This window comes from Pseudomonas tolaasii NCPPB 2192 (genome assembly GCF_002813445.1).
Classification (GTDB): Bacteria; Pseudomonadota; Gammaproteobacteria; order Pseudomonadales; family Pseudomonadaceae; genus Aquipseudomonas; species Aquipseudomonas tolaasii.
The window spans coordinates 4480992-4499756 of the sequence record NZ_PHHD01000001.1 but is presented as its reverse complement, the minus strand read 5'-3'; the positions used below and the strand labels follow the sequence as shown (position 1 = coordinate 4499756).

Sequence of the window (18765 nt, the reverse complement as noted above, 5' to 3'; positions counted from 1 at the left end):
TCCATGCGTATCAATCCACCCCTTGTTGCACTCGCCATCGGTGCCTTCGGCATCGGCGTGACCGAATTCGCCCCCATGGGCATGTTGCCGGGCATTGCTGCGGACCTCGGCGTTTCGATTCCCGCTGCGGGCTTGCTGGTAAGCGCGTACGCCCTCGGCGTACTGCTCGGCGCACCGCTGATGACCCTGACCACCGGCAAAATCCCCCGACGCTATCTGCTGATCGGCCTCATGGCGATTTTCACCCTGGGCAACCTGATGTCCGCCCTGGCGACCGACTACTACAGCCTGATGATCGCCAGGGTGGTGACCTCACTCAACCACGGCGCCTTCTTTGGCGTCGGCTCCATCGTCGCCGCCAGCGTAGTCGCCCCGGAAAAACGTGCCGGTGCAGTGGCGGCCATGTTTATGGGCCTCACCCTCGCGACTATTGGCGGTGTGCCGCTGGCCGCCTGGTTTGGCGAACTGTTCGGCTGGCGCACCGCCTTCTGGGGCATCACTGGCCTCGGCGTGATGGCCATGGCCGCATTGTGGTTCGCCCTGCCCGACCTCAAGGCACCGCCAAGCGTCGGTGTGATGGCCGAAATCCGCGTACTCGGCCGGGGCCCGGTGCTGGGCGCACTGGCCCTCACCGTCGTCGGCTCCGGGGCGATGTTCACCGTCTTCACCTACATCGCCCCCATCCTCAGCAGCGAGACCCACGCCTCCACCGCCTTCATCACCGCCATGCTGGTGCTGTTCGGCGTAGGGCTGACATTGGGCAACCTGTGGGGCGGCAAAGCCGCCGACCGCTCCATAGACCGCACCCTGATCGTCTCGCTGAGCGTATTGATTGTGGTCCTGCTGGCGTTCACCGTCCTCATGCGCTGGCCGCTGCCGGCCGCCGTCGCCATCCTGATCTGGGGCATTGCCAGCTTCGCCCTGGTGCCGCCATTGCAGATGCGGGTTATGGAGGCGGCCAAGGACGCGCCGAATCTGGCTTCGGCGGTGAATATTGGGGCGTTTAATTTTGGCAACGCGATTGGGGCGGCGTTGGGGGGCGCGGTGATTAATGCGGGGTGGGGGTATCCGGCGATTTCGCTGGCGGGGGCGGCGATGGCTGGGTTGGGGTTGGTGATGGTGTTGGGGGGCGTTTGGCGGTCTAGGGGGGTGGAGGCGATGGGGGTGTGAGAAGGATGTGAGGGGGCTGCAGGTGCGGGCAGTGATAGAAAAATAAATCCGCCCCCTTTTCCTTTATATTTTAGACAACCGCACAAATAAGATTTATTCGATAGACTCTTAGCCGATCAACTGCTTGTGCACATGCCCCCACCAATCCCAAAAGCAGAGCTTGTTTAGTCGTTTGAGCTTCGCGGGATATTGTTTGCCGTCATGTTCGAACAATGGCCAAACAATCACCCAATAAGCAAACATGACTGCAACTCCAAGAAACTCACCATCTTCCGCAATTTCCGTCCAGGCAAAAGGCATTTCATCAACTTTATTTGTAATCGACTCTATAGTTCTTGGAGACCAATAATAGATAAACGCGTCATAAGTTGTTTGCAACGTGTGGTAGGGGTTTGGCAGTTCGTCATTATAAAATATATGTCGAACGACCGTATTGTTGATATTCATCCCCCGCGAAGAGCCTAAAAACGCTTTCGAAAACGTCTCACCACTTTTAGATATATCATGCAACGCGCGCCACGCTATGGAAAGTGCGAACTTTTCGAGTCTCCATAACTCATTAATCGGGTAATCATAAATCCCCAAGGTTAATGGCCCGTCAAAGATACCGTGTATGTCATGCGGTATAATAGGGAGCTTTTTCCACTCTTCATACACGTCGACGGAATTCGGCATGAGCAATGCCGCGATTTTATTTTCTACTCTCGCTCCAAGGTCGTTGTCACACTTTTCACACATGAGGTGTGGTTTAGGCAGATCCTGTTTTGGCAAGTCTTTTCGATCAACCCATCTGAAGGAGAATTTTTTTCCTCCATCTGCCTGAGCTTCGCCAGTAAGTCTTTTCCTGATGAAATTTGGTATCACGTGGCTCCTAGCAAGCGCCTCCTTTTCAACACCACATGCAATACAGATCATCATTTCCCCCTATGCAAACCGCATTAGCGACTCACAAACCAGACCACATCAAAAAGTCGTTCAAAAAATTGGGAGCAGATCCTATTTAAAATAGTTGTGGCCTGCCCCAAATCTATTATTGGCTTGCCTTTCGCAGAAAAAAATAGCACCGCGAAATAAATTAATACTAATCCGTCTCCGACCATAATTTAAAGACAGAAGTACTAGCAGATGCTTCTCGTGTTGCTAATTCTCCTAATATATCGAGCCTTGCGGCAAAGGTGCTCCTTGGCAATGGCGCGTCACCCAATACCCGCATACCATTACCGACCTGGCAAACATGTCGATCGAACCCAATAAAGCGGTCATGTGACTCCCTCTTAAAAAAATCTTCTGTTGAAGATATCAACGTAAGGCTCTCAAATGCCGCGGCAACTTTAGGGCTTTTCATTCTGGCTTTTTGAAAAACACTACTCACAGCGCAATGAAACTCACCATATCTTTCACCGCCATGTGAAATTATTTTCACATTGAATTTTTTGCCAAGAAGAGACAAAAACTTAAAAAAATTATTCAGCGCAGGATCTATTTTGTTAGATTGGGCAGATCGCCATATAGACTCAAAAAAATATCTGTCAACTATGGTTATTTTTTTTGAGAACCGCGCCAACCCTGCAAACCTATTTTCCCATACACTCTCAGCAGTATCGCTCTCCAATATGTCCGAACGAGAGAGATAAAGAGAGTTCCCTATATGCCATGACTCGCTACACACGCCAGCACCGAGCATTTCAAAACCGGTTTCCTTACATATTTTTTTGCTAGTTTCATCGCCTGAAAGAACAAAACCAACGCTCTCATCTGTAAAGGCAGTTTTAAAAACCGAATTCAATTCACATAATTTTTCGAAGCTTTCATAGCCACCAAACTCCCACCACTCCCGGTCAACCTCTGCCCTCTTCCCATAATAAAATGCATCAACCCAACGTTGCCTAAATTTTACTGGCAAGCTGTCTATCAATGCTAAAAATTCTTCCCCCCCATTCTTCGGTAAAATCAAAGCTCCAAAATCAACCCAAGACTTTGTCAAGTAATCATGAACAACACTGATAGACTCATCATTTAAAACTGCCGAAGCGAAGAAGTCTTTATCGAGGGAAAATTCAGAAATCATTTTCTGCCCCCCATTTTCTCTCTCAACCGCTCCTCAAAAAAACCTTCTGGCCACGCGTCAATAAAATCACCATCAGAGTCAAGCCTGATAGGGATGATTTCTCCGCCCGCCAACGTCGGCTCGACATAGTAAATTGCGATTGTCTCTTTGGGTATTTCTTTGCGGGCTATCATCGCCTGCAGCCTCAACAGCAACGATTCACTGTGAGTCTCAATAATCCACTGATTATTATCACATGTACTTACAAAAAAATTCGCCAAATGTGCTTGCAACCGGGGATGCAAGTGAATTTCAGGCTGCTCAACACATATTACACTGTCGTCCCTCACTAGTCCTTCAACAATTATCGGCAACATCTGCCCTATACCAAATCCGACATCCGAGGGCCCCACAACAACTCCAGTTCTCTTATCCTGCAGCTGAAGACAAATAACCGGACCAGAAACGTCGTCTCCAATACCAGCTGAGGATAAAGTATAGGGAACCTCAAACAAGGAAAACCAATTATTGATATCTTCCGTTATTTCAGGACGCTCATAAATGAAGCGAGCAACGTTTTCACCCTGCTTGCCTACAGATTCATTCTGGTCAGTCTTCGGTGAATAAATACGGCTAGGGTGAACTCGCAAAGGCCCCAGATAAGAAATAGAACCAAATTTATCCTTTAGATCTCTAGCCAGCCCTCCGACAGTGAAGTTCAGATAGGCAAACCCCTCTCTATCTTGAGTAGGGTTTAACTTTGAGTCCAACGTCACCATAGATGGCGTCGAGTAGTTCAAGTCACTTCTAAAACTTATATAGTCGAGAACCTTCGCTACTTCCGCATCCTTATTAACAAACCTAGGTCTACCGGTCAAATAATCACTCGCTGCCGCAAACGCATCTCGCCCAGAGAAAGAGAACGTTTTCGCCGCCGCAATCTTCATCGAGGGCGCTTTCTTTTTAAAATCATCCAATTGCTTTAAGGCTTTACCTTTTTCTTTCTCATTCGGATCATCCGCTCTCTTCTGCAGCTCGGACAAATCAGACTTCATCCCCCTAACCACCTGAGGCAATATAGAACTAACATCTGTATAAAATAAAACTGCCCGATCATCAGCATTACTTACAGAGACCGACATCGAATTCAGGTACGAAAAACCTTTATGCTCTTTTTCCCCATCAATGTATTTATAGACCAGCTCATACTCTCGTCGTCTAGTAGTCCCAAATACATCAAACTCCATACCTGCGAAAGCTTGTTTTTTTCTAGGCACGTAGGAAAACTTGAATGCAATTGGGCGTTCTGGATCATGCCCATGAACCATCGATGAAAAATCACCAAGATCAACATACTCACCGTTTGATACTAAGCCACCTTGAACATTCGGCCTAGTCAGAGATTGTTTAAGCAGCATTAAAGAATGAATTATGGAACTTTTCCCCGATGAATTAGGACCGTAAATCAAAGTAATCGGGGCAAGTTTTATTTTCTGCCAATCTGAAAAGGCTTTAAAATTTTTAATCGATAATATTTCTAACATAAATCTTCCCTGATTTTTAAAAGTCAATAATGGCACATCGCCTCAGACTTTAAAAGGTCCCCATAGAAATCCCCTCAAGCTAAGCTTTTCTTTGCGCATTCGTAAGCGGCGAGACCATTACGCCACTGTTGCAGTCACCAAAAGCACGCTTTATAGTTTCATATCGCTGCGGTATGTCAGCGACAGGGTTTCGCAGCCCTACCAAAATAGAATCAACCTGCACAGTCATCAGACCCTCAGGCGGAGCCCGCCTGCGTCTTGTTTATGGCGGCTGTGCGTGGGAGACCTTCGGGTCTGCCGGGGGTGATTCTTCCTGGTCTGCGAACCCGCGCACAGTTGCCACCCAGGCTGTTTCGCAGCAGCAAGGTGGCAGTTCTTTTTACTCAAAATAGAATCGAACCTTATGACTACAGAACACCCACCCCGCCGCTTCACCCCCATGTCCCAGTCCGCCACCGACTACCCCGTCCTGCTCATCGACAGCGACGCCCCGCTCAGCGAGCTCCACGCCTGCGCCAGCGAGCGCTTGAACGCGGCCCTCGCCTATCTGAACCTGATGGCCTGTTCCAGCGTGTCCGACTATGCCGAGCACGACATCAATACCGTCGCCAATACTGCCCGGATTATGGTGCAGGATGTGGCGGATGTGTTTTTGGTGATTGAGCGGCGGGGGTTTGAGGTGCCTGGGGTGGCTTGATGGGATTTGAGGTGTGAGAGAACCCGCTTTGGCGGGTTTTCTGGTTTTTGGTGGGTTGGAAATTGGCGGAAGGAGCTAGATTTTTGGTGTCTGGGCTGCCGTCATCGCTGCCTCGCCAAGGCTCGAGAGCTCCCACCTTTTGATTTTTGCGGGTCTTGGAACGGGGGTGATCGCGGCAACCGCTGTGGCGGTGTTCTCGGTGGATGCCTATCATGGTGCCTTTCGCTCAACGCCCCAGGAAATGCCCATGCCCGCCCTCACCTTCCGCAACGCCCTCCCCGCCGATGCCGACCGCTGCTTTGAAATCGAAACCACCGCCTACGAAGGCGATGAAGCCGCGACGCTGGAGAAGATTGCCACGCGCATTGCGCAGTACCCGCAGGGCTTTTTGATTCTGGAGGCGGATGGCGCGGTGGTGGGGTTTATCAATTGTGGTTGCGCCTATGACGTGGTGATGTCGGACGAGGCGTTCAAGGAGTTGGTGGGGCATTCGGCCGAGGCGCCGAATGTGGTGATCATGTCGGTGGTGGTCGACCCGGCGCAGCAGGGCAAGGGGTATTCGAAGCTGTTGATGACCGAGTTTGTGCAGCGCATGCGCGACCTGGGCAAGCAAACGATTCATTTGATGTGCAAGGAGCAGCATGTGCCGCTGTATGCGCGCATGGGCTATGCGTATGTGAAGCCGTCGCCGTCGGAGCATGGCGGGATGGCGTGGCATGAGATGGTGATGGAGTTGTGATGACGGCGCCGATTGTAGAGGTCAGCGACCAGCACAGCGCGGAGGCCGAGCGGGTTCTCGGCGACGCCCTTGCGGTGTTCAATGAGGCCGCCACCGGTTACAACGACCGGCGCCCGTTAACGGTGCTGATCAAGGACCCGGCCACCGGGCAGATTCTCGGCGGCATCAACGGCAAAACCACGCTGGGCATGGCGTTTCTCGACCTGTTTCACTTGCCCGAATCCCTGCGCGGTTCGGGGCTGGGCAGCCAGTTGTTGCACGCCTTTGAAGACGAAGCCCGGCGCCGGGGGTGTGCGAATGCGGTGTTGTATACCTTGAGTTTTCAGGCGCCGGGGTTTTACGAAAAGCATGGCTGGGTGCGGTTTGGCGAGGTGCCGTGTGAACCTCAGGGCAGCAGCCGGGTGTTTTTGTCTAAGCCGCTTTAGGGCTCAGGGCTTTGCCGAACAGGCGGTTGCCATGGGTTTCGCCCTGAAAGCTATAGGTCGGTTCGCCCAGCAGGTCATACCCGCGCCGGGGGTAAAACCCCAGGGCGCGCTCGTTGCGCACCCACACCGTCGCCCACAACAGCGCAGCGCCACCCGCCGCCGCGCGCTGTTCTGCCGCTTGCAGTAGTTGGAAGCCGATGCCCAGGCCGGTGAAGCGTTCCTGGATGTACAGGCGTTGCAGTTCGGCCACGCCCGGCGTTTTGATCATGGGGTGTGGCGCGTTGAGTTTGAGTTGGGCGAAGCCGACCAGGTGGCCGTCGGCTTCAGCCACCATTAGCGAGACGTCCGGCTGGGCCAGCAACCCGGCGATGGTGTCAGGGGCGAAGGCTTGCAGCACTTCGGTGGCAATCGAGGTGCGAATGCCTTGGGTCGCATAGGTGTCGAGGAAGACCTGCATGCCCAGCACGCCGACGCATTGGGCGTCGTCGGGCATGGCGAGGCGAAGGGTGATGGCCGGCATTGAGCGTCCTTACTCGGGGGGATGAAGGCCGACGTTTTACCATGAATGTTGCCACTGCGCAGGCGCCGCAGTAGGGTTTACGCCTCGCCAAATCCGCAGGAGCGTGCCATGAGCTTTTTTTCCGACCCCGATGCTGTCGCCCGTTATGCCGAAGGCCCCGTGCGCCTGGTGCCGGGCTTTGAAGGGTTGCAACGCATGACCACCCTGCTGCTGCGTGAACGCGTGCCGGCCACCGGCAATGTGCTGGTGCTGGGCGCGGGCGGCGGGCTGGAGTTGAAACGCTTTGCCGATGCCGAGCCGGAGTGGCGCTTTGTGGGGGTGGACCCGTCGGCGGAGATGCTGAAATTGGCGCAGGCGACGTTGGGGCCGTTGAATGAGCGCGTGCAGTTGCATGAGGGGTATATCGACAGCGCGCCATTGGGGCCGTTTGATGGGGCCACGTGTTTGCTGACGTTGCACTTCATTCCGGCGCAGGAGCGGCTGCAAACGCTGAAGGCGTTGTGGCAACGGCTGCGGCCGGGGGCACCGCTGGTGGTGGCGCATCACAGTTTTCCGCAGGCGCCAGAGGAAAAACTGCGTTGGTTGAAGCGCTATGCGGCGTTTGCGGTGGATTCGGGGGTGCCGGCGGCGGACGCCGAGCGGGCGATTGCGGCGATCAGCGAGAAGTTGCCGGTGCTGTCACCCGAGGCGGATGCAGCGTTGATGGCTGAGGCCGGGTTTGAAGGGGTTGAGTTGTTTTATGCGGGGTTCAGCTTCAAGGGGTGGGTTGGCTACAAACCCATCTGAAGCCACTTACCTGTGGCGAGGGAGCTTGCTCCCTCGCCACAAAAAGGCGGTTACCAACTGCCAGACGCCCCGCCACCACCGCTGGATCCCCCGCCGCCAGACGAGCTGCTGCTGGAGCTGGAACCGGAACCGCCCGAACTCGAACCCGACCCGCCGTCAGAACCCCCATCTGAAATACTCGCAACAAACAGAATAAACGCCACAATCGACGCCGCCGGTATCGCCACCAGCCAATCCTGGTAGCCATGCCCCAGCAGCAACCCCACCGCCCCATACACCGCCGCCACCGCCAGCACCCGTACGACGAAAAACCGCGGGCTCTTGCGCCATGACTCGCGCATCACGAAAAACAGCCCCGCGTATAACCCCAGCACCAATGCGCTGCCCAGCGGCCAGACCAGCCAGTGCACGAAGTTGACTTCGACAAAGTGGTCAACCACCAGCAGCCCGACGATGTACGCCAGCAACGCCACCACGCCGTAGAAGACCGCGCGCGCCAGCCATAGCGCGCCGAAGGTGGCGCCGCCGATCAGCATGGTCAGCGGCATCACCAGCAGAAACATCGGCCAGTCAGCCCCGCCGCCCAACAACGCCAGCAACACGGTCGCCAGCGCGGTGGCGATCAACCCCCGGCGCCAGTGCAGTTTGCCGGCAGCGATCAACACGCCGCCGATGGCACCGGCGATAAACGCCAGCAACACGGCGATGATCTGCGGGTTCACTTCCCGCGCGGCGGGCGGCGGCAGGTCGCCGCCGTCCACCAGCAGGGTCAGGTCAGTGACGGCCTGTTGCACGCCGCCGGCAAAGTCGCCCTGACGAAACGCCGGGGTGATGTGTTCTTCGATGATGCGATGGGCCAGCAGGTCGGTGACGGTGCCTTCCAGGCCGTAACCCACTTCGATGCGCACCTTGCGGTCTTCCTTGGCCACCACCAGCAGGATGCCGTCGTTGACGTCCTTGCGCCCCAGTTTCCAGGCGCGGAACAGTTGGTTGGCGTAGTCCTCGATGCCCGTGCCGCCAGTCGTCGGCACCAGTAACACGGCGACTTGCGCGCCTTTGCGCTGTTCAAGGGCGGCGAGTTGGTCTTTGAGGCGCGTGGTGGTGCCGGCATCCAGGGTGTTGGTGAGGTCGATCACCCGTTGGTCGAGGGCAACGCCGATGGGCGAAGTGTCCGCCAGGGCGGTGCCCAGCAGGCCGATAAACACCAGCGCCACCAGGCTCAAGACGGATTGCCGCACAGTCGCCATCATACTTTGTTACCTGAAGTTTCTTCCTGAAGGCGCCGACTCTACCTTATCGGCGTTTAATACGTGACCCCGCGCCGTTGACTATCTAAACTCCTCGTACGTAGCAAAACGCCATAAGTCGAGAAGCCCATGAACCTGCAGCACCGCAATAACGTCAGCGTAATGGGCAACGGCACCTCGACCCTAGTGTTTTCCCACGGTTTCGGCTGCAACCAAGCGATGTGGAACTACCTGGCGCCGCAATTTACCGACCGCTTTCGGGTGGTCATGTATGACCTGGTGGGCGCCGGATTGTCGGACCTCGCGGCCTTCGACAAAGCCAAATACAGCGCGCTGGACGGCTATGCCCGCGACTTGAACGAGCTGATCGGTGAGTTCGCCATCGGCCCGGTGATTCTGGTCAGCCACTCGGTCAGCGCGATGATCGGCACCCTCGCCGACCGCCTGGCGCCGGGGCGTATTGCCGCCCATGTGATGATCGGCCCGTCGCCGCGTTATATCGACGACGCGGGCTACGTCGGCGGCTTCACGCGCAGCGACATCGACGACCTGCTCGACACCCTCGACAGCAATTACCTCGGCTGGTCCAGCGCCATGGCACCGGCCATCATGGGCGCGCCAGCCCAACCGGCGTTGAGCGTGGAGCTTACCGACAGCTTCTGCCGCACCGAGCCGGAAATCGCCAAGCAGTTTGCGCGGGTGACGTTTATGTCCGACAACCGCCGGGACGTGGCCGGGCTGACCACGCCGGTGCTCATCCTGCAATCGAGCGACGACCTGATCGCGCCGGTGGCCGTGGGCGAATACCTGCACAGCGTGTTGCCCAACAGCACTTATTGCCTGGTGGACAACATCGGCCATTGCCCGCACATGAGCGCGCCACAGGCGTGCACGGCGGCGATGGAAGCGTTTTTGGCGCCGTGGGCGGTCGCCCATGCCGGCTGAACTGTTTGACAGCGCCGCCTGCGCCCTGGCCGTCACCGCCGAGGACGGTACGATCCTGCAAGCCAACACGCGCCTGAGTGAATGGCTGGGCTTCAGCAGCGCCGAGCTGTGTGGCCGGCGTTTTCAGGATTTGCTGACCATGGGCGGGCGGATTTTCCACCAGACGCATCTGGCGCCGATGCTGCGCATGGGCGGCAGCGTCACCGAGGTGAAGCTCGACATGCTGCACCGCGACGGCCACAAGGTGACGGTGCTGCTCAACGGCATCAGGCGCGACAATGCCGACAGTACGGTGTACGACCTGGCGCTGTTCGGCACCACCGACCGCGACAAGTACGAGCGCGAACTGCTCAACGCACGCAACCTCGCCGAAGCGTTGCTGCAGGAAAAATCCGCGACGGAACTCGCCCTCAAGCAGGCCCAGGCCGAACTGAGCGAGGCCTACGCCATCGCCCAGCGCCGTGCGCTGTTTGCCGAACAGATGGTGGCGATTGTCAGCCATGACCTGAAAAACCCGCTGACGGCGATCCGCATGGCGTCGGATTTTCTCGGTCGTGGCGAGCGTACGCCCAAGGAACGCCAGTTGCTCGGGCATATCGGCCAGTCGTCCGAGCGCGCCCAGCGCATGATCGCCGACCTGCTGGACTTTACCCAGGCCCGCGTCGGCCACGGCATCACCATCAAGGCCGCGCCACTGGATTTGCACGGGGTGATCCACCGCGCCGTGGACGAACTGCGCGTGGCCTTCCCCGCCGCCACGCTGGAACACACCGCCGAAGGCCATGGCGATGCATGCCTGGATGCCGACCGGGTGCAGCAGATCATCGGCAACCTGGTGGCGAACAGCGTGGCGTATGGCGACCTGCAACGGCCGATCACCATCACCTCGCGCCTCGGCGCCAGCGGCTGTGAAGTGTCGGTGCACAACCACGGCGCGGTGATTCCCGACACCCTGATCGCGGTGCTGTTCGAACCCATGACCCGTGGCACCGACAAGGGCAGCGACGTGCGCAGCGTCGGGTTGGGCCTGTACATCGTGCGCGAACTGGCCAAAGTGCACGGCGGCGATGTAGCAGTGAGCTCCTGCGCCATACGGGGCACGACGTTTACCGTGACGTTTTAGTTCACGTAGGCGTTGCCCTGCATCACCGGCTCGACGCTGCCGGTCAGTATCACGCCGCCCTTCCCGTCCCACTGCACCGTGACCGTGCCGCCGTCGCATTGCACGTCTACCCGCTCGTTCAGCAGCCCGCGCCGAATGCCATTGATCACCGCGCCGCAGCAGCATGAACCCGAGCCCAACGGCACGCCGCCGCCACGCTCCCAAATGCGCAGGCGAATATGGTCACGGCTCAGCACTTGCACGAAATGCACATTGGTCCTGGCTGGAAACAGCGGGTGAGTTTCCAGTGCGGAGCCTGCGGCGGCCACGTCGATGGCGGCGATGTCGTCCACAAAAAACGTGAGGTGCGGGTTGCCCATGCTGCACGCTGCCGGGTTGCCGTCGAGGGGCAACAAGCGCGTGTCCATGGCGCCGGCCAATGGCACGTCGGCCCAATCCAGCGACGGCACCCCCATGTACACCGACACCCGTCGCCCGTCCTCGCGCGTGCAGGCCAGCAAGCCACGGTCGGTGCGCAGTACGACCGAGTGGCTGCCGGCTTCACACATCAAGCGGTCGGCCACGCCCCGGGTGGCGCTGCCGCAGGTTTGCAGGGGCGTGCCGTTGGGGTTCCAGAATTTGATGCGGGCGGCGGCGTCTTCGCAGTCGAGTATCACCGCCAGCTGGTTGAAGCCGATGCCGGTATGGCGGTTGCCCAGCTTGCGGGCGATGGCCGCGGTGATCGGGTCGCTTTGGCCACGGCGATCAATGATGATGAAGTCGTCACCATGGGCGTGCATCTTCACGAACGGCAAGGTCATGGACGCTCCTGTAATCAAACTGAACGAAAGCCCAAGCATACGGGAGTTTCATGCGGGTGGTTTTAGCCGCGTGCTAGCGTGACGGTGTTCGAGCCCAGCAGAGCTGCCCATGAAAAAAACCACCCTCGCCTTGTCCGTACTGTTTGCCGCGTTTTCCCACACAATTTTGGCTGCCAACCTCTGTCAGCCCGTCGCCTCCAACCCGGCGAACACAGCCTTTTTGGCCGCTGCTCAACGCCACGTGGGCGATCAACCCCACCCGCTGGCGCACCTGCACACCGAAGGCACCCTGCCGAACCACGGCATTCGCGAGCAGAGCATCGCCGCCGAAAAAGACTGGCCCGTGATGCGCCAGGCGGCGCTGGCGTGGCGTTTGAGCGGCGACCCGCGTTATCTCAAGCAAGTCGACGACTTCCTCGCCGCCTGGGCCGATGTGTATCAGCCGGACTTCAACCCCATCGACGAAACCAACCTCGACATGCTGATCAACGCCTATGCCTTGACCGCCGACCATTTACGCCTGGAAACCCGCGACGCCAGCCGCCGTTTGATCAGCAGCCTGGGCAACGGCTACATCGCGCGCATCGAGCAATTCCACGGGCAGAAAAAAGGCACCCAGACCAACAACTGGCAGAGTCATCGCGTCAAACTGGTGACCGTGGCCGCCGCCGCGCTGGGCGACAAGGCGATGCTTGCGCAGGCCCATCAACTGTTCAAACAGCAAATCGCCGACAACGTGCTGCCCGACAGTTCGGTCACCGACTTTCAGGACCGCGACGCCCTGCATTACGTGGTCTACGACCTCGAACCGCTGGTGCAGGCCGCGCTGGCGGCGAAGGCGAATGGCGAAGACTGGTTGAACCTCAAAAGCAACGGCGCCTCACTCGCCGCCGCCCTCGATTGGCTGGTGCCCTACGCCAACGGCCAACGCAGCCATCAGGAGTTCGTGCACACCCACGTGCAATTCGACAAAGACCGCGCGGGCGTGGGCGAAGCGGGTTACAGCGGCACCTGGCAACCCAAAAGCAGCGCCACACTGTTCTGGCTCGCGGCGCAACTGGACGCGCGTTACCTGCCGGTGGCCAGGCAATTGGCGCAGCGTCCGGCGGATTGGATCAGTGCCTGTTATTTGAAATAGGTGTGGCGAGGGAGCTTGCTCCCGCTGGGCTGCGAAGCGGCCCCACTAGCTTGATCGAGTCCTTTCAGAAAGACCGCATGGGTTGTTCAAGGGGGCTGCTTCGCAGCCCAGCGGGAGCAAGCTCCCTCGCCACAATGGGTAATGGGGTGAGTGTCAGAGCACGCTGCCCATCGCTTTCATCAACACCAGATCGCGCCCGTAAATGTCCGGCGAATACACCAACCCGCCCTCGCGGTTGACCTCTACCGTCCAGTAGCTCAGCAGCACCGGCACGGGGGTGGCGAGGCGGAATTCGTGGGTTACGCCGGTGGCGAGCAGTTCGTCGGTGCGGGTGCGTTCGGCCGGGCTCACCAGCAGGTCGCGCAACAGCAGCGGCTGTTCCACCCTCACACAACCGGAGCTGAAGGCCCGCGGCCCTTTGGTAAACAGCGGTTGGCTCGGGGTGTCGTGCAGGTACACCGAATAAGGGTTGGGAAAGCGCATCACGATTTTGCCCAGCGGGTTGCGCGGGCCGGCTTCCTGGCGCAGCAGGATGTTGCCGGGGCGCGCCCAGTCGATTTGTTCGGGGGCCAGCGGGCGGCCTTCGGGGTCGAGTACTTGCAGGTTTTGCTGACGCAGGTATTCGGGGTTAAGGCGGATGGCCGGGAGTTTGTCCTCGCGCATGATGGTCGGCGGGATGGTCCAGGTGGGGTTGAGGGTCAGCCGGGTAATGCGGGATTTGAGCAACGGCGTCTGGCGTTCGGCGCGGCCGACTTGCAGGCGGGTTTGCCACACCGGAATGCCGCTTTGGTACACGCTGAGCTGTGCAGCGGCGACGTTGACCAGCACGCCTTCGGGTTCCAGGTCCTGGGCCAGCCAGCGGAAACGCTCCAGGTTGATGCGCAGCTGTTCGCGGCGCACCGCCGGGCTGATATTGAGTTCGGCCACTGTACCGGCACCGATTACTCCGTCAGCTTGCAGCGAGTGGCTGAGCTGGAAGGCCTTGACCGCCTTGACCAGTTCGTCACGGTATTGCCTGCCGCCGGGGGCCTTGGCCAGGTAGCCGCCACTGACCAGCCGCCGCGCCAGCTCCGGCACGCGCGGGTCTTCCATGCCGGGGCGCAGCAAGGGGCCGGTGGCGACCGGGTCCCAATGGGGCAAGGGTTGCAGGCGCAGCGTGGAATAGGCATTGCGCAGGCTGCGGTAGAGGTCGGCGCTGGGGCGGGCCTGGTCAAAGGCCTGGGCCATGTCTTGCAGGCCGATGGCGGCGAACGCCAGTACTTCGGTATTCGGGTCGCGGGCAGGCGGCTGCGAATGCCACAGCGGCTCGAAGCGCGATTGCTGCAGGCGCCCGAAGTGCAAATCCTGCAGGGCTTGCAGGTACTGGCGGCTGACGTCGATGTCGCTGCACAGCACGTTGGCCGTGGCGTCCGGCGTGGGCAGGCTATAGTGGGTGGGGTCCAGGCCGTCGTCGGCCAATAACTGCAACTGCGATTGCAAGGCCTGGCGGCGCTCGTCGGCGGACCACAGCGGCCCATCACCCTGCTGCTGGTAAAAGGCTTGCAGGCGCGCCAGGGCGGCGGGGTCTATGTGCGGAGCAAGGTGGGGGCACACGCCGGGCAACTGTGCCAACGCCTGTTGCACGGGGCTTGTGGCGATCACCGGGATGGGCGCCAGCGGCAGCTCGTCGGCTGTCGCGACCAGCGGCGCAACGAGCAGGCAAATGCTCAAGTAACATGCGTGTTTTTTGAACAATTGACTACGCTCCAATCCACAGTGGGGGGATGTACTGTAGATGCTGACGTTTAACTACCTGTTCGGCCTGTTGGCCGTAAGCCTGGCTACGCTGAGCAATTTTGCGCTCGCCGCCAATCAGACTTCTCCTACTTTGTATAGCAGCCTGGCGCGCTCGGCTCCAGAACTCAATCCCACTGTGTTGAAAAGCGCCCTGAGCGCGGTGCAGTGCGCGGTCAATAATGGTGAGGAACGCTCGGAGCGCCTGGCTGTGATTGACTACTCCCAACCTTCGACCGCTCGTCGGTTGTGGATCTTCGATCTGCGCAAAAAGACCCTGGTGCTGCGCGACCTGGTGGCCCACGGCGCCAAATCCGGGGAAAACTTCGCTACCCAGTTCTCCAACCTTGAAGGCAGCCACCAATCCAGCCTGGGTTTGTTCCGCACACAGGAAAGCTACCTGGGGGCCCATGGCTATTCGTTGCGCATGGACGGTCTGGAACCGGGTTTCAATGACCAGGCCCGCGACCGCGCGCTGGTGATCCACGCCGCCGACTATGTGAATCCGGCCTGGAGCAAGCGCGAAGGCCGCATCGGCCGCAGCCAGGGCTGCCCCGCCGTACGCCCGCAGGTGGCGCGCCAGGTGGTGGATAAGCTCAAGGACGGCCAATTCATGTTTTCCTGGTACCCGGACCAGCGCTGGCTGAAGTCGTCGACGTATCTGAACTGCAAGCCCCAACAAGTGGCGAGTAGTCGTACAATCCGTGGTGGTTAGCCTGTACCCACAGATAAAAGAGAGCGACGCATGCTTCTACACAAGTCCACCTGGATCGAGATCGGGCAGTTTCTGGAGCGCAGCCGCACGGTGGTGATCCCCATCGGTTCCAACGAACAGCACGGCCCCACCGGCCTGTTGGGCACGGACTGGATGTGCCCGGAAATCATCGCTGTTGAGGCGCAGAAAAACGCCGATATCCTGGTCGGCCCGACGTTCAATATCGGCATGGCCCAGCATCACCTGGGTTTTCCCGGCACCATTTCCCTGCGCCCTTCCACCTTTATCGCCGCGATTGGCGACTGGGTGCGCTCGCTGGCCGGGCATGGTTTCGAGAAAATCCTGTTCCTCAATGGCCACGGCGGCAACATCGCGACCATTGACGCGGCGTTTTCCGAGTTGTACGCCGAGGCGAGTTTTGCCCGCCGCCCGGCCGGTTTCGCGCTGAAACTGGTGAACTGGTGGGACCTGGAAGGTGTGAACGAGCTGGCCCACCGCCAATTCCCGGTCGGCCACGGCAGCCATGCCACGCCGTCGGAGATTGCGGTGACGCAGTGGGCGTATCCGGAGTCGATCAAGTCAGCCGACTACTCGCCGCAAATCGCCAACACCGGGCCGATCCGCGAAGCCCTGGACTTCCGCGCACGCTTCCCTGACGGCCGCATGGGCTCGGACCCGGCGCTGGCGACGGTGGAAAAAGGCGGGGAATTGGTGGCGTTGGCGGCTAAAGGGTTGGTCAGCACGGTGAACAGCTTCAGTAACGAAGCGAAACCTTAAAGCCAAACACAAAGCAAAATGTGGGAGCGGGCTTGCCCGCGATGACGGAGTGTCAGCCAATGATTCATTGACTGATTCACCGCAATCGCGGGCAAGCCCGCTCCCACATTTGGATCTGTGTGTGGCCTGGGGTTACTTGCAATCCTGCGCCGCCATCTCCAGCCGCGACGGCTTGATCGCCGAGGCCAGCGGCTTGCGCTCGTACAAAAATACCTTGCTGCCGTCCTGGGACTTGTAGGCTTCCAGCACGTCATCGGCGGCAATCTTGCTGGTCAGCACCACCTTGGCGTGGCGCGAGTTCTGGGTCACGGTCGAGGTGATGCCGTGTTTTTCAAGCTTGGGCAGCACGCACTGCAAGTAGCCTTCAGGCGTCTTGTCGGTTTGCAGGGTCAGGGTTGGAGCGTTTGGAGCAGTGATACAACCGGTCAGCAACAAAGGGGAAAAAGCCAGGGCCGGGACGAAAAAAGAGCGCATAAACATTCCTGAAGAGAGCAAATAGGGTTCACATCTGCCCGCGTGTCATCCTGCGCGGACCAGGGCCTTGAGCGATGCATCGAACTGTTTCAAGGCGTCGAGTTGTACATCACGTTGCTGTTCTATCTGAGCGGCAATTTCGGGGGCCGCCTTGTCGTGTACCCATACCGATGACACCTGCTTGCGCACCGAGCCTTGGGCCTTGGCGATGTACTGCAGGTCTGCGTCGTAGAACCGCGCGGTAAACCTGGCCTCGACCATGTCGTTACGCTGGGTCAACAACTGGTTATGGGTGTCGAGCATCACCACCACGTCCGGATGCGCCTGAACCAGTTCATCCAGGCTGCTATAGACCGTCACCGACAGAAAAGTGCCCTGCAGCGAACTCATTAACCAATCAATCGCCAGTTCAGGGTCGGAACTGTTGACGAACGCCTCGCGGATTCGCCCGTCGAGATCGCCCTTGGCGCCGTTCAAGGCCATGGCGTGGTAGCGCTCAAGGTAGTCGAGGTTGTCGCGGGTGTTTTCGCTGTACAACACCCCCACCGACTGCGCGCGCGCCAGGGAGTCTACGCTACCGGCCAGCGGCAGCAAATGGCTTGTACGCAGATCGCCGGCAACCGCCGGGTTGGCCAGCAGCACCGCGCCGAGCATCATGGTCATTAAGGCCAGCTGGATTATCGTCCTCATCGCGCATTTCCTTGAACAGCGTCTTGATGGTGCGATTTTGCGCCGTTGCCGGAAAAACAGAACTTGCATTGCTTGATGGTGACTATTATCTGAACCAATAGTGCTCACATAAAACTTATAAGGACCACGCCATGAAGCCCCACCAGAAAACCTTCGACCGCATCCGCGAAGCCGTACTGCCGGAATTTCGCGAGCGCGTCGCCGACTACCTGGTCGACTATGAAACCGTGCTGCAGGACGAAGCCGCCGACGCCGACCAGGCCTGTGCCAGCGCCCAGCAACTGCGCGGTTACCTGCGTGGCCTGAACACCACGCGAGTGCTCGGCATGGCCGACTGGGAAGACCTGGACCGGCGCGTGGCCCAGGAATGGCTGTAACGCCTAAAGCGCGGGGCGCGGTTGGTTGACCCACTCCTGCACCGACGGCCGTTGCCACTGGCGCTCGGCGTAGGCCACCAGTTCGGCTGGCACGTTGTCGCCATTAAGAATCAAGCGGTTGAGCATCACGGCCAAATCCACATCGGCAATCGACCACTCGCCGAACAGGTGGGTCGGGTTGCCCGCCAACAGCATCTGCGCCGCACCAATCAGCTTGCGCGCGGCCGCCTCGGCCACCGGTGACAGCGGCGGCATTTTCTGCCCGTAGAACACCACCAGCGTCGAGCGCTCCTGGCGAATCGGCAGCAAATCGCTGCGCAGCCAGGCCTGCACTTGCCGCGCCCTCGCCCGCAGTTTCGGGTCGGCCGGATTCACCGTTGTGCCGGGATACACCTCGTCCAGGTATTCGCTGATCGCAGAAGATTCCGACAGGGAGAAGTCGCCGTCCGCCAATGTCGGCACACGCTGGGTCAGGGACAGCCTGGCAAAGTCGGCCTGCCGATTGTGCGCGGCGTCCAGGTCCAGGGTCAGCGTGTCGAACGCCAGGCCTTTCTCGCGCAGGGTCACAAACACCGACATCGCATAGGGGCTGGTGAACTGGGCATCGACATACAGGCGCAGCGAGGAAGCGTTCATGGCGGGTCTCCTTGGGTGAAGGCCCACGCTACGAGATCTGCGGCCGGAAAGACAATGCACGGTTTTTATGGGGGCATTCCTGGCGGGAATGGCGAATTCAGGACACCACCGTTAAAAGCACTGATGTTATGTATGCCAACGA

21 protein-coding genes are annotated in these 18765 nt (G+C 59.0%); 11 read left to right on the top strand and 10 right to left on the bottom strand.

From position 1 onward, the window contains the following. Positions 1-3: 3 nt before the first annotated feature. The gene (locus tag ATI14_RS20905) at positions 4-1170 is read left to right on the top strand and encodes an MFS transporter (protein ID WP_016969093.1); all 1167 of its coding nucleotides are present in this window, start codon (positions 4-6) and stop codon (positions 1168-1170) included. Positions 1171-1278: 108 nt separating this feature from the next. Here the strand turns inward: ATI14_RS20905 and ATI14_RS20900 are convergent, their stop codons facing one another. The 3 genes from ATI14_RS20900 to ATI14_RS20895 all read right to left on the bottom strand — a co-directional run bounded on the left by ATI14_RS20900 (position 1279) and on the right by ATI14_RS20895 (position 4761). Further along, positions 1279-2085, bottom strand: coding sequence for a hypothetical protein (locus ATI14_RS20900; RefSeq protein WP_130886743.1), 807 nt, complete (start codon positions 2083-2085; stop codon positions 1279-1281). 166 nt (positions 2086-2251) lie between these two features. Further along, entirely contained in the window at positions 2252-3238 is a 987-nt protein-coding gene (locus ATI14_RS31210) for a hypothetical protein (protein WP_016969095.1), read from the bottom strand. Continuing rightward, positions 3235-4761: an AAA family ATPase gene (locus ATI14_RS20895; protein ID WP_031319415.1), complete on the bottom strand. Its 1527-nt coding sequence runs from the start codon at positions 4759-4761 to the stop codon at positions 3235-3237. Before ATI14_RS20895 ends, ATI14_RS31210 begins: the two co-directional genes overlap by 4 nt. Before the next feature lie 403 nt (positions 4762-5164). Between ATI14_RS20895 and ATI14_RS20890 the strand changes: the two genes are divergently transcribed. From ATI14_RS20890 to ATI14_RS20880, 3 genes are all read left to right on the top strand, one after another. Continuing rightward, the gene (locus ATI14_RS20890; RefSeq protein WP_031319417.1) at positions 5165-5458 is read left to right on the top strand and encodes a hypothetical protein; all 294 of its coding nucleotides are present in this window, start codon (positions 5165-5167) and stop codon (positions 5456-5458) included. 247 nt (positions 5459-5705) lie between these two features. Next, positions 5706-6197 (top strand): GNAT family N-acetyltransferase, encoded by a 492-nt coding sequence (locus ATI14_RS20885; protein WP_031319419.1) that lies wholly within the window; start codon positions 5706-5708, stop codon positions 6195-6197. Next, on the top strand, positions 6197-6622 hold the full coding sequence (locus tag ATI14_RS20880) for a GNAT family N-acetyltransferase (RefSeq protein ID WP_016969100.1): 426 nt from the start codon (positions 6197-6199) through the stop codon (positions 6620-6622). The genes ATI14_RS20885 and ATI14_RS20880 overlap by 1 nt, the downstream gene beginning before the upstream one ends. Here the strand turns inward: ATI14_RS20880 and ATI14_RS20875 are convergent. Continuing rightward, on the bottom strand, positions 6609-7142 hold the full coding sequence (locus ATI14_RS20875) for a GNAT family N-acetyltransferase (RefSeq protein ID WP_016969101.1): 534 nt from the start codon (positions 7140-7142) through the stop codon (positions 6609-6611). The two genes, ATI14_RS20880 and ATI14_RS20875, sit on opposite strands and share 14 nt — an antisense overlap. Positions 7143-7250: 108 nt before the next feature. On the opposite strand from ATI14_RS20875, the gene ATI14_RS20870 reads away from it, so the two are divergent. Continuing rightward, positions 7251-7928, top strand: a complete 678-nt coding sequence (locus ATI14_RS20870; protein ID WP_080520101.1) for a class I SAM-dependent methyltransferase — start codon at positions 7251-7253, stop codon at positions 7926-7928. A 50-nt stretch (positions 7929-7978) separates the two neighbouring features. Here ATI14_RS20870 and ATI14_RS20865 read toward each other — a convergent pair whose 3' ends face one another. Next, the gene (locus tag ATI14_RS20865) at positions 7979-9178 is read right to left on the bottom strand and encodes a TPM domain-containing protein (RefSeq protein ID WP_016969103.1); all 1200 of its coding nucleotides are present in this window, start codon (positions 9176-9178) and stop codon (positions 7979-7981) included. Positions 9179-9304: 126 nt separating this feature from the next. Between ATI14_RS20865 and ATI14_RS20860 the strand changes: the two genes are divergently transcribed. Then, positions 9305-10120, top strand: a complete 816-nt coding sequence (locus ATI14_RS20860; protein WP_016969104.1) for an alpha/beta fold hydrolase — start codon at positions 9305-9307, stop codon at positions 10118-10120. Next, the gene (locus tag ATI14_RS20855; RefSeq protein WP_016969105.1) at positions 10110-11243 is read left to right on the top strand and encodes a PAS domain-containing sensor histidine kinase; all 1134 of its coding nucleotides are present in this window, start codon (positions 10110-10112) and stop codon (positions 11241-11243) included. Before ATI14_RS20860 ends, ATI14_RS20855 begins: the two co-directional genes overlap by 11 nt. Here ATI14_RS20855 and dapF read toward each other — a convergent pair. After that, positions 11240-12043 (bottom strand): diaminopimelate epimerase, encoded by an 804-nt coding sequence (gene dapF, locus ATI14_RS20850; protein ID WP_016969106.1) that lies wholly within the window; start codon positions 12041-12043, stop codon positions 11240-11242. The genes ATI14_RS20855 and dapF overlap by 4 nt on opposite strands. A gap of 109 nt (positions 12044-12152) precedes the next feature. Here dapF and ATI14_RS20845 point away from each other — a divergent pair, with 109 nt between their 5' ends. After that, positions 12153-13181, top strand: coding sequence for an alginate lyase family protein (locus tag ATI14_RS20845; RefSeq protein ID WP_080520102.1), 1029 nt, complete (start codon positions 12153-12155; stop codon positions 13179-13181). A gap of 153 nt (positions 13182-13334) precedes the next feature. Here ATI14_RS20845 and ATI14_RS20840 read toward each other — a convergent pair whose 3' ends face one another. Then, on the bottom strand, positions 13335-14915 hold the full coding sequence (locus tag ATI14_RS20840; protein ID WP_016970325.1) for a L,D-transpeptidase family protein: 1581 nt from the start codon (positions 14913-14915) through the stop codon (positions 13335-13337). 40 nt (positions 14916-14955) lie between these two features. Between ATI14_RS20840 and ATI14_RS20835 the strand changes: the two genes are divergently transcribed. Together ATI14_RS20835 and ATI14_RS20830 are read left to right on the top strand one after the other, a co-directional pair. Beyond that, positions 14956-15669, top strand: a complete 714-nt coding sequence (locus ATI14_RS20835; RefSeq protein ID WP_016970326.1) for a murein L,D-transpeptidase catalytic domain family protein — start codon at positions 14956-14958, stop codon at positions 15667-15669. Positions 15670-15699: 30 nt separating this feature from the next. Next, the gene (locus tag ATI14_RS20830) at positions 15700-16446 is read left to right on the top strand and encodes a creatininase family protein (protein WP_016970327.1); all 747 of its coding nucleotides are present in this window, start codon (positions 15700-15702) and stop codon (positions 16444-16446) included. Positions 16447-16578: 132 nt separating this feature from the next. On the opposite strand, the gene ATI14_RS20825 is transcribed toward ATI14_RS20830, so the two are convergent. Together ATI14_RS20825 and ATI14_RS20820 are read right to left on the bottom strand one after the other, a co-directional pair. Next, positions 16579-16920 (bottom strand): hypothetical protein, encoded by a 342-nt coding sequence (locus ATI14_RS20825; protein WP_016970328.1) that lies wholly within the window; start codon positions 16918-16920, stop codon positions 16579-16581. Positions 16921-16965: 45 nt separating this feature from the next. Beyond that, positions 16966-17610 carry a hypothetical protein gene (locus tag ATI14_RS20820; RefSeq protein WP_016970329.1) on the bottom strand — a complete coding sequence of 215 codons (645 nt, stop codon included), beginning with the start codon at positions 17608-17610 and terminating at the stop codon, positions 16966-16968. 131 nt (positions 17611-17741) lie between these two features. Here ATI14_RS20820 and ATI14_RS20815 point away from each other — a divergent pair, with 131 nt between their 5' ends. Then, positions 17742-17987, top strand: a complete 246-nt coding sequence (locus tag ATI14_RS20815) for a hypothetical protein (RefSeq protein ID WP_016970330.1) — start codon at positions 17742-17744, stop codon at positions 17985-17987. Positions 17988-17990: 3 nt separating this feature from the next. Here ATI14_RS20815 and yfcF read toward each other — a convergent pair whose 3' ends face one another. Next, entirely contained in the window at positions 17991-18623 is a 633-nt protein-coding gene (yfcF, locus tag ATI14_RS20810) for a glutathione transferase (RefSeq protein ID WP_016970331.1), read from the bottom strand. Positions 18624-18765: the final 142 nt, after the last annotated feature.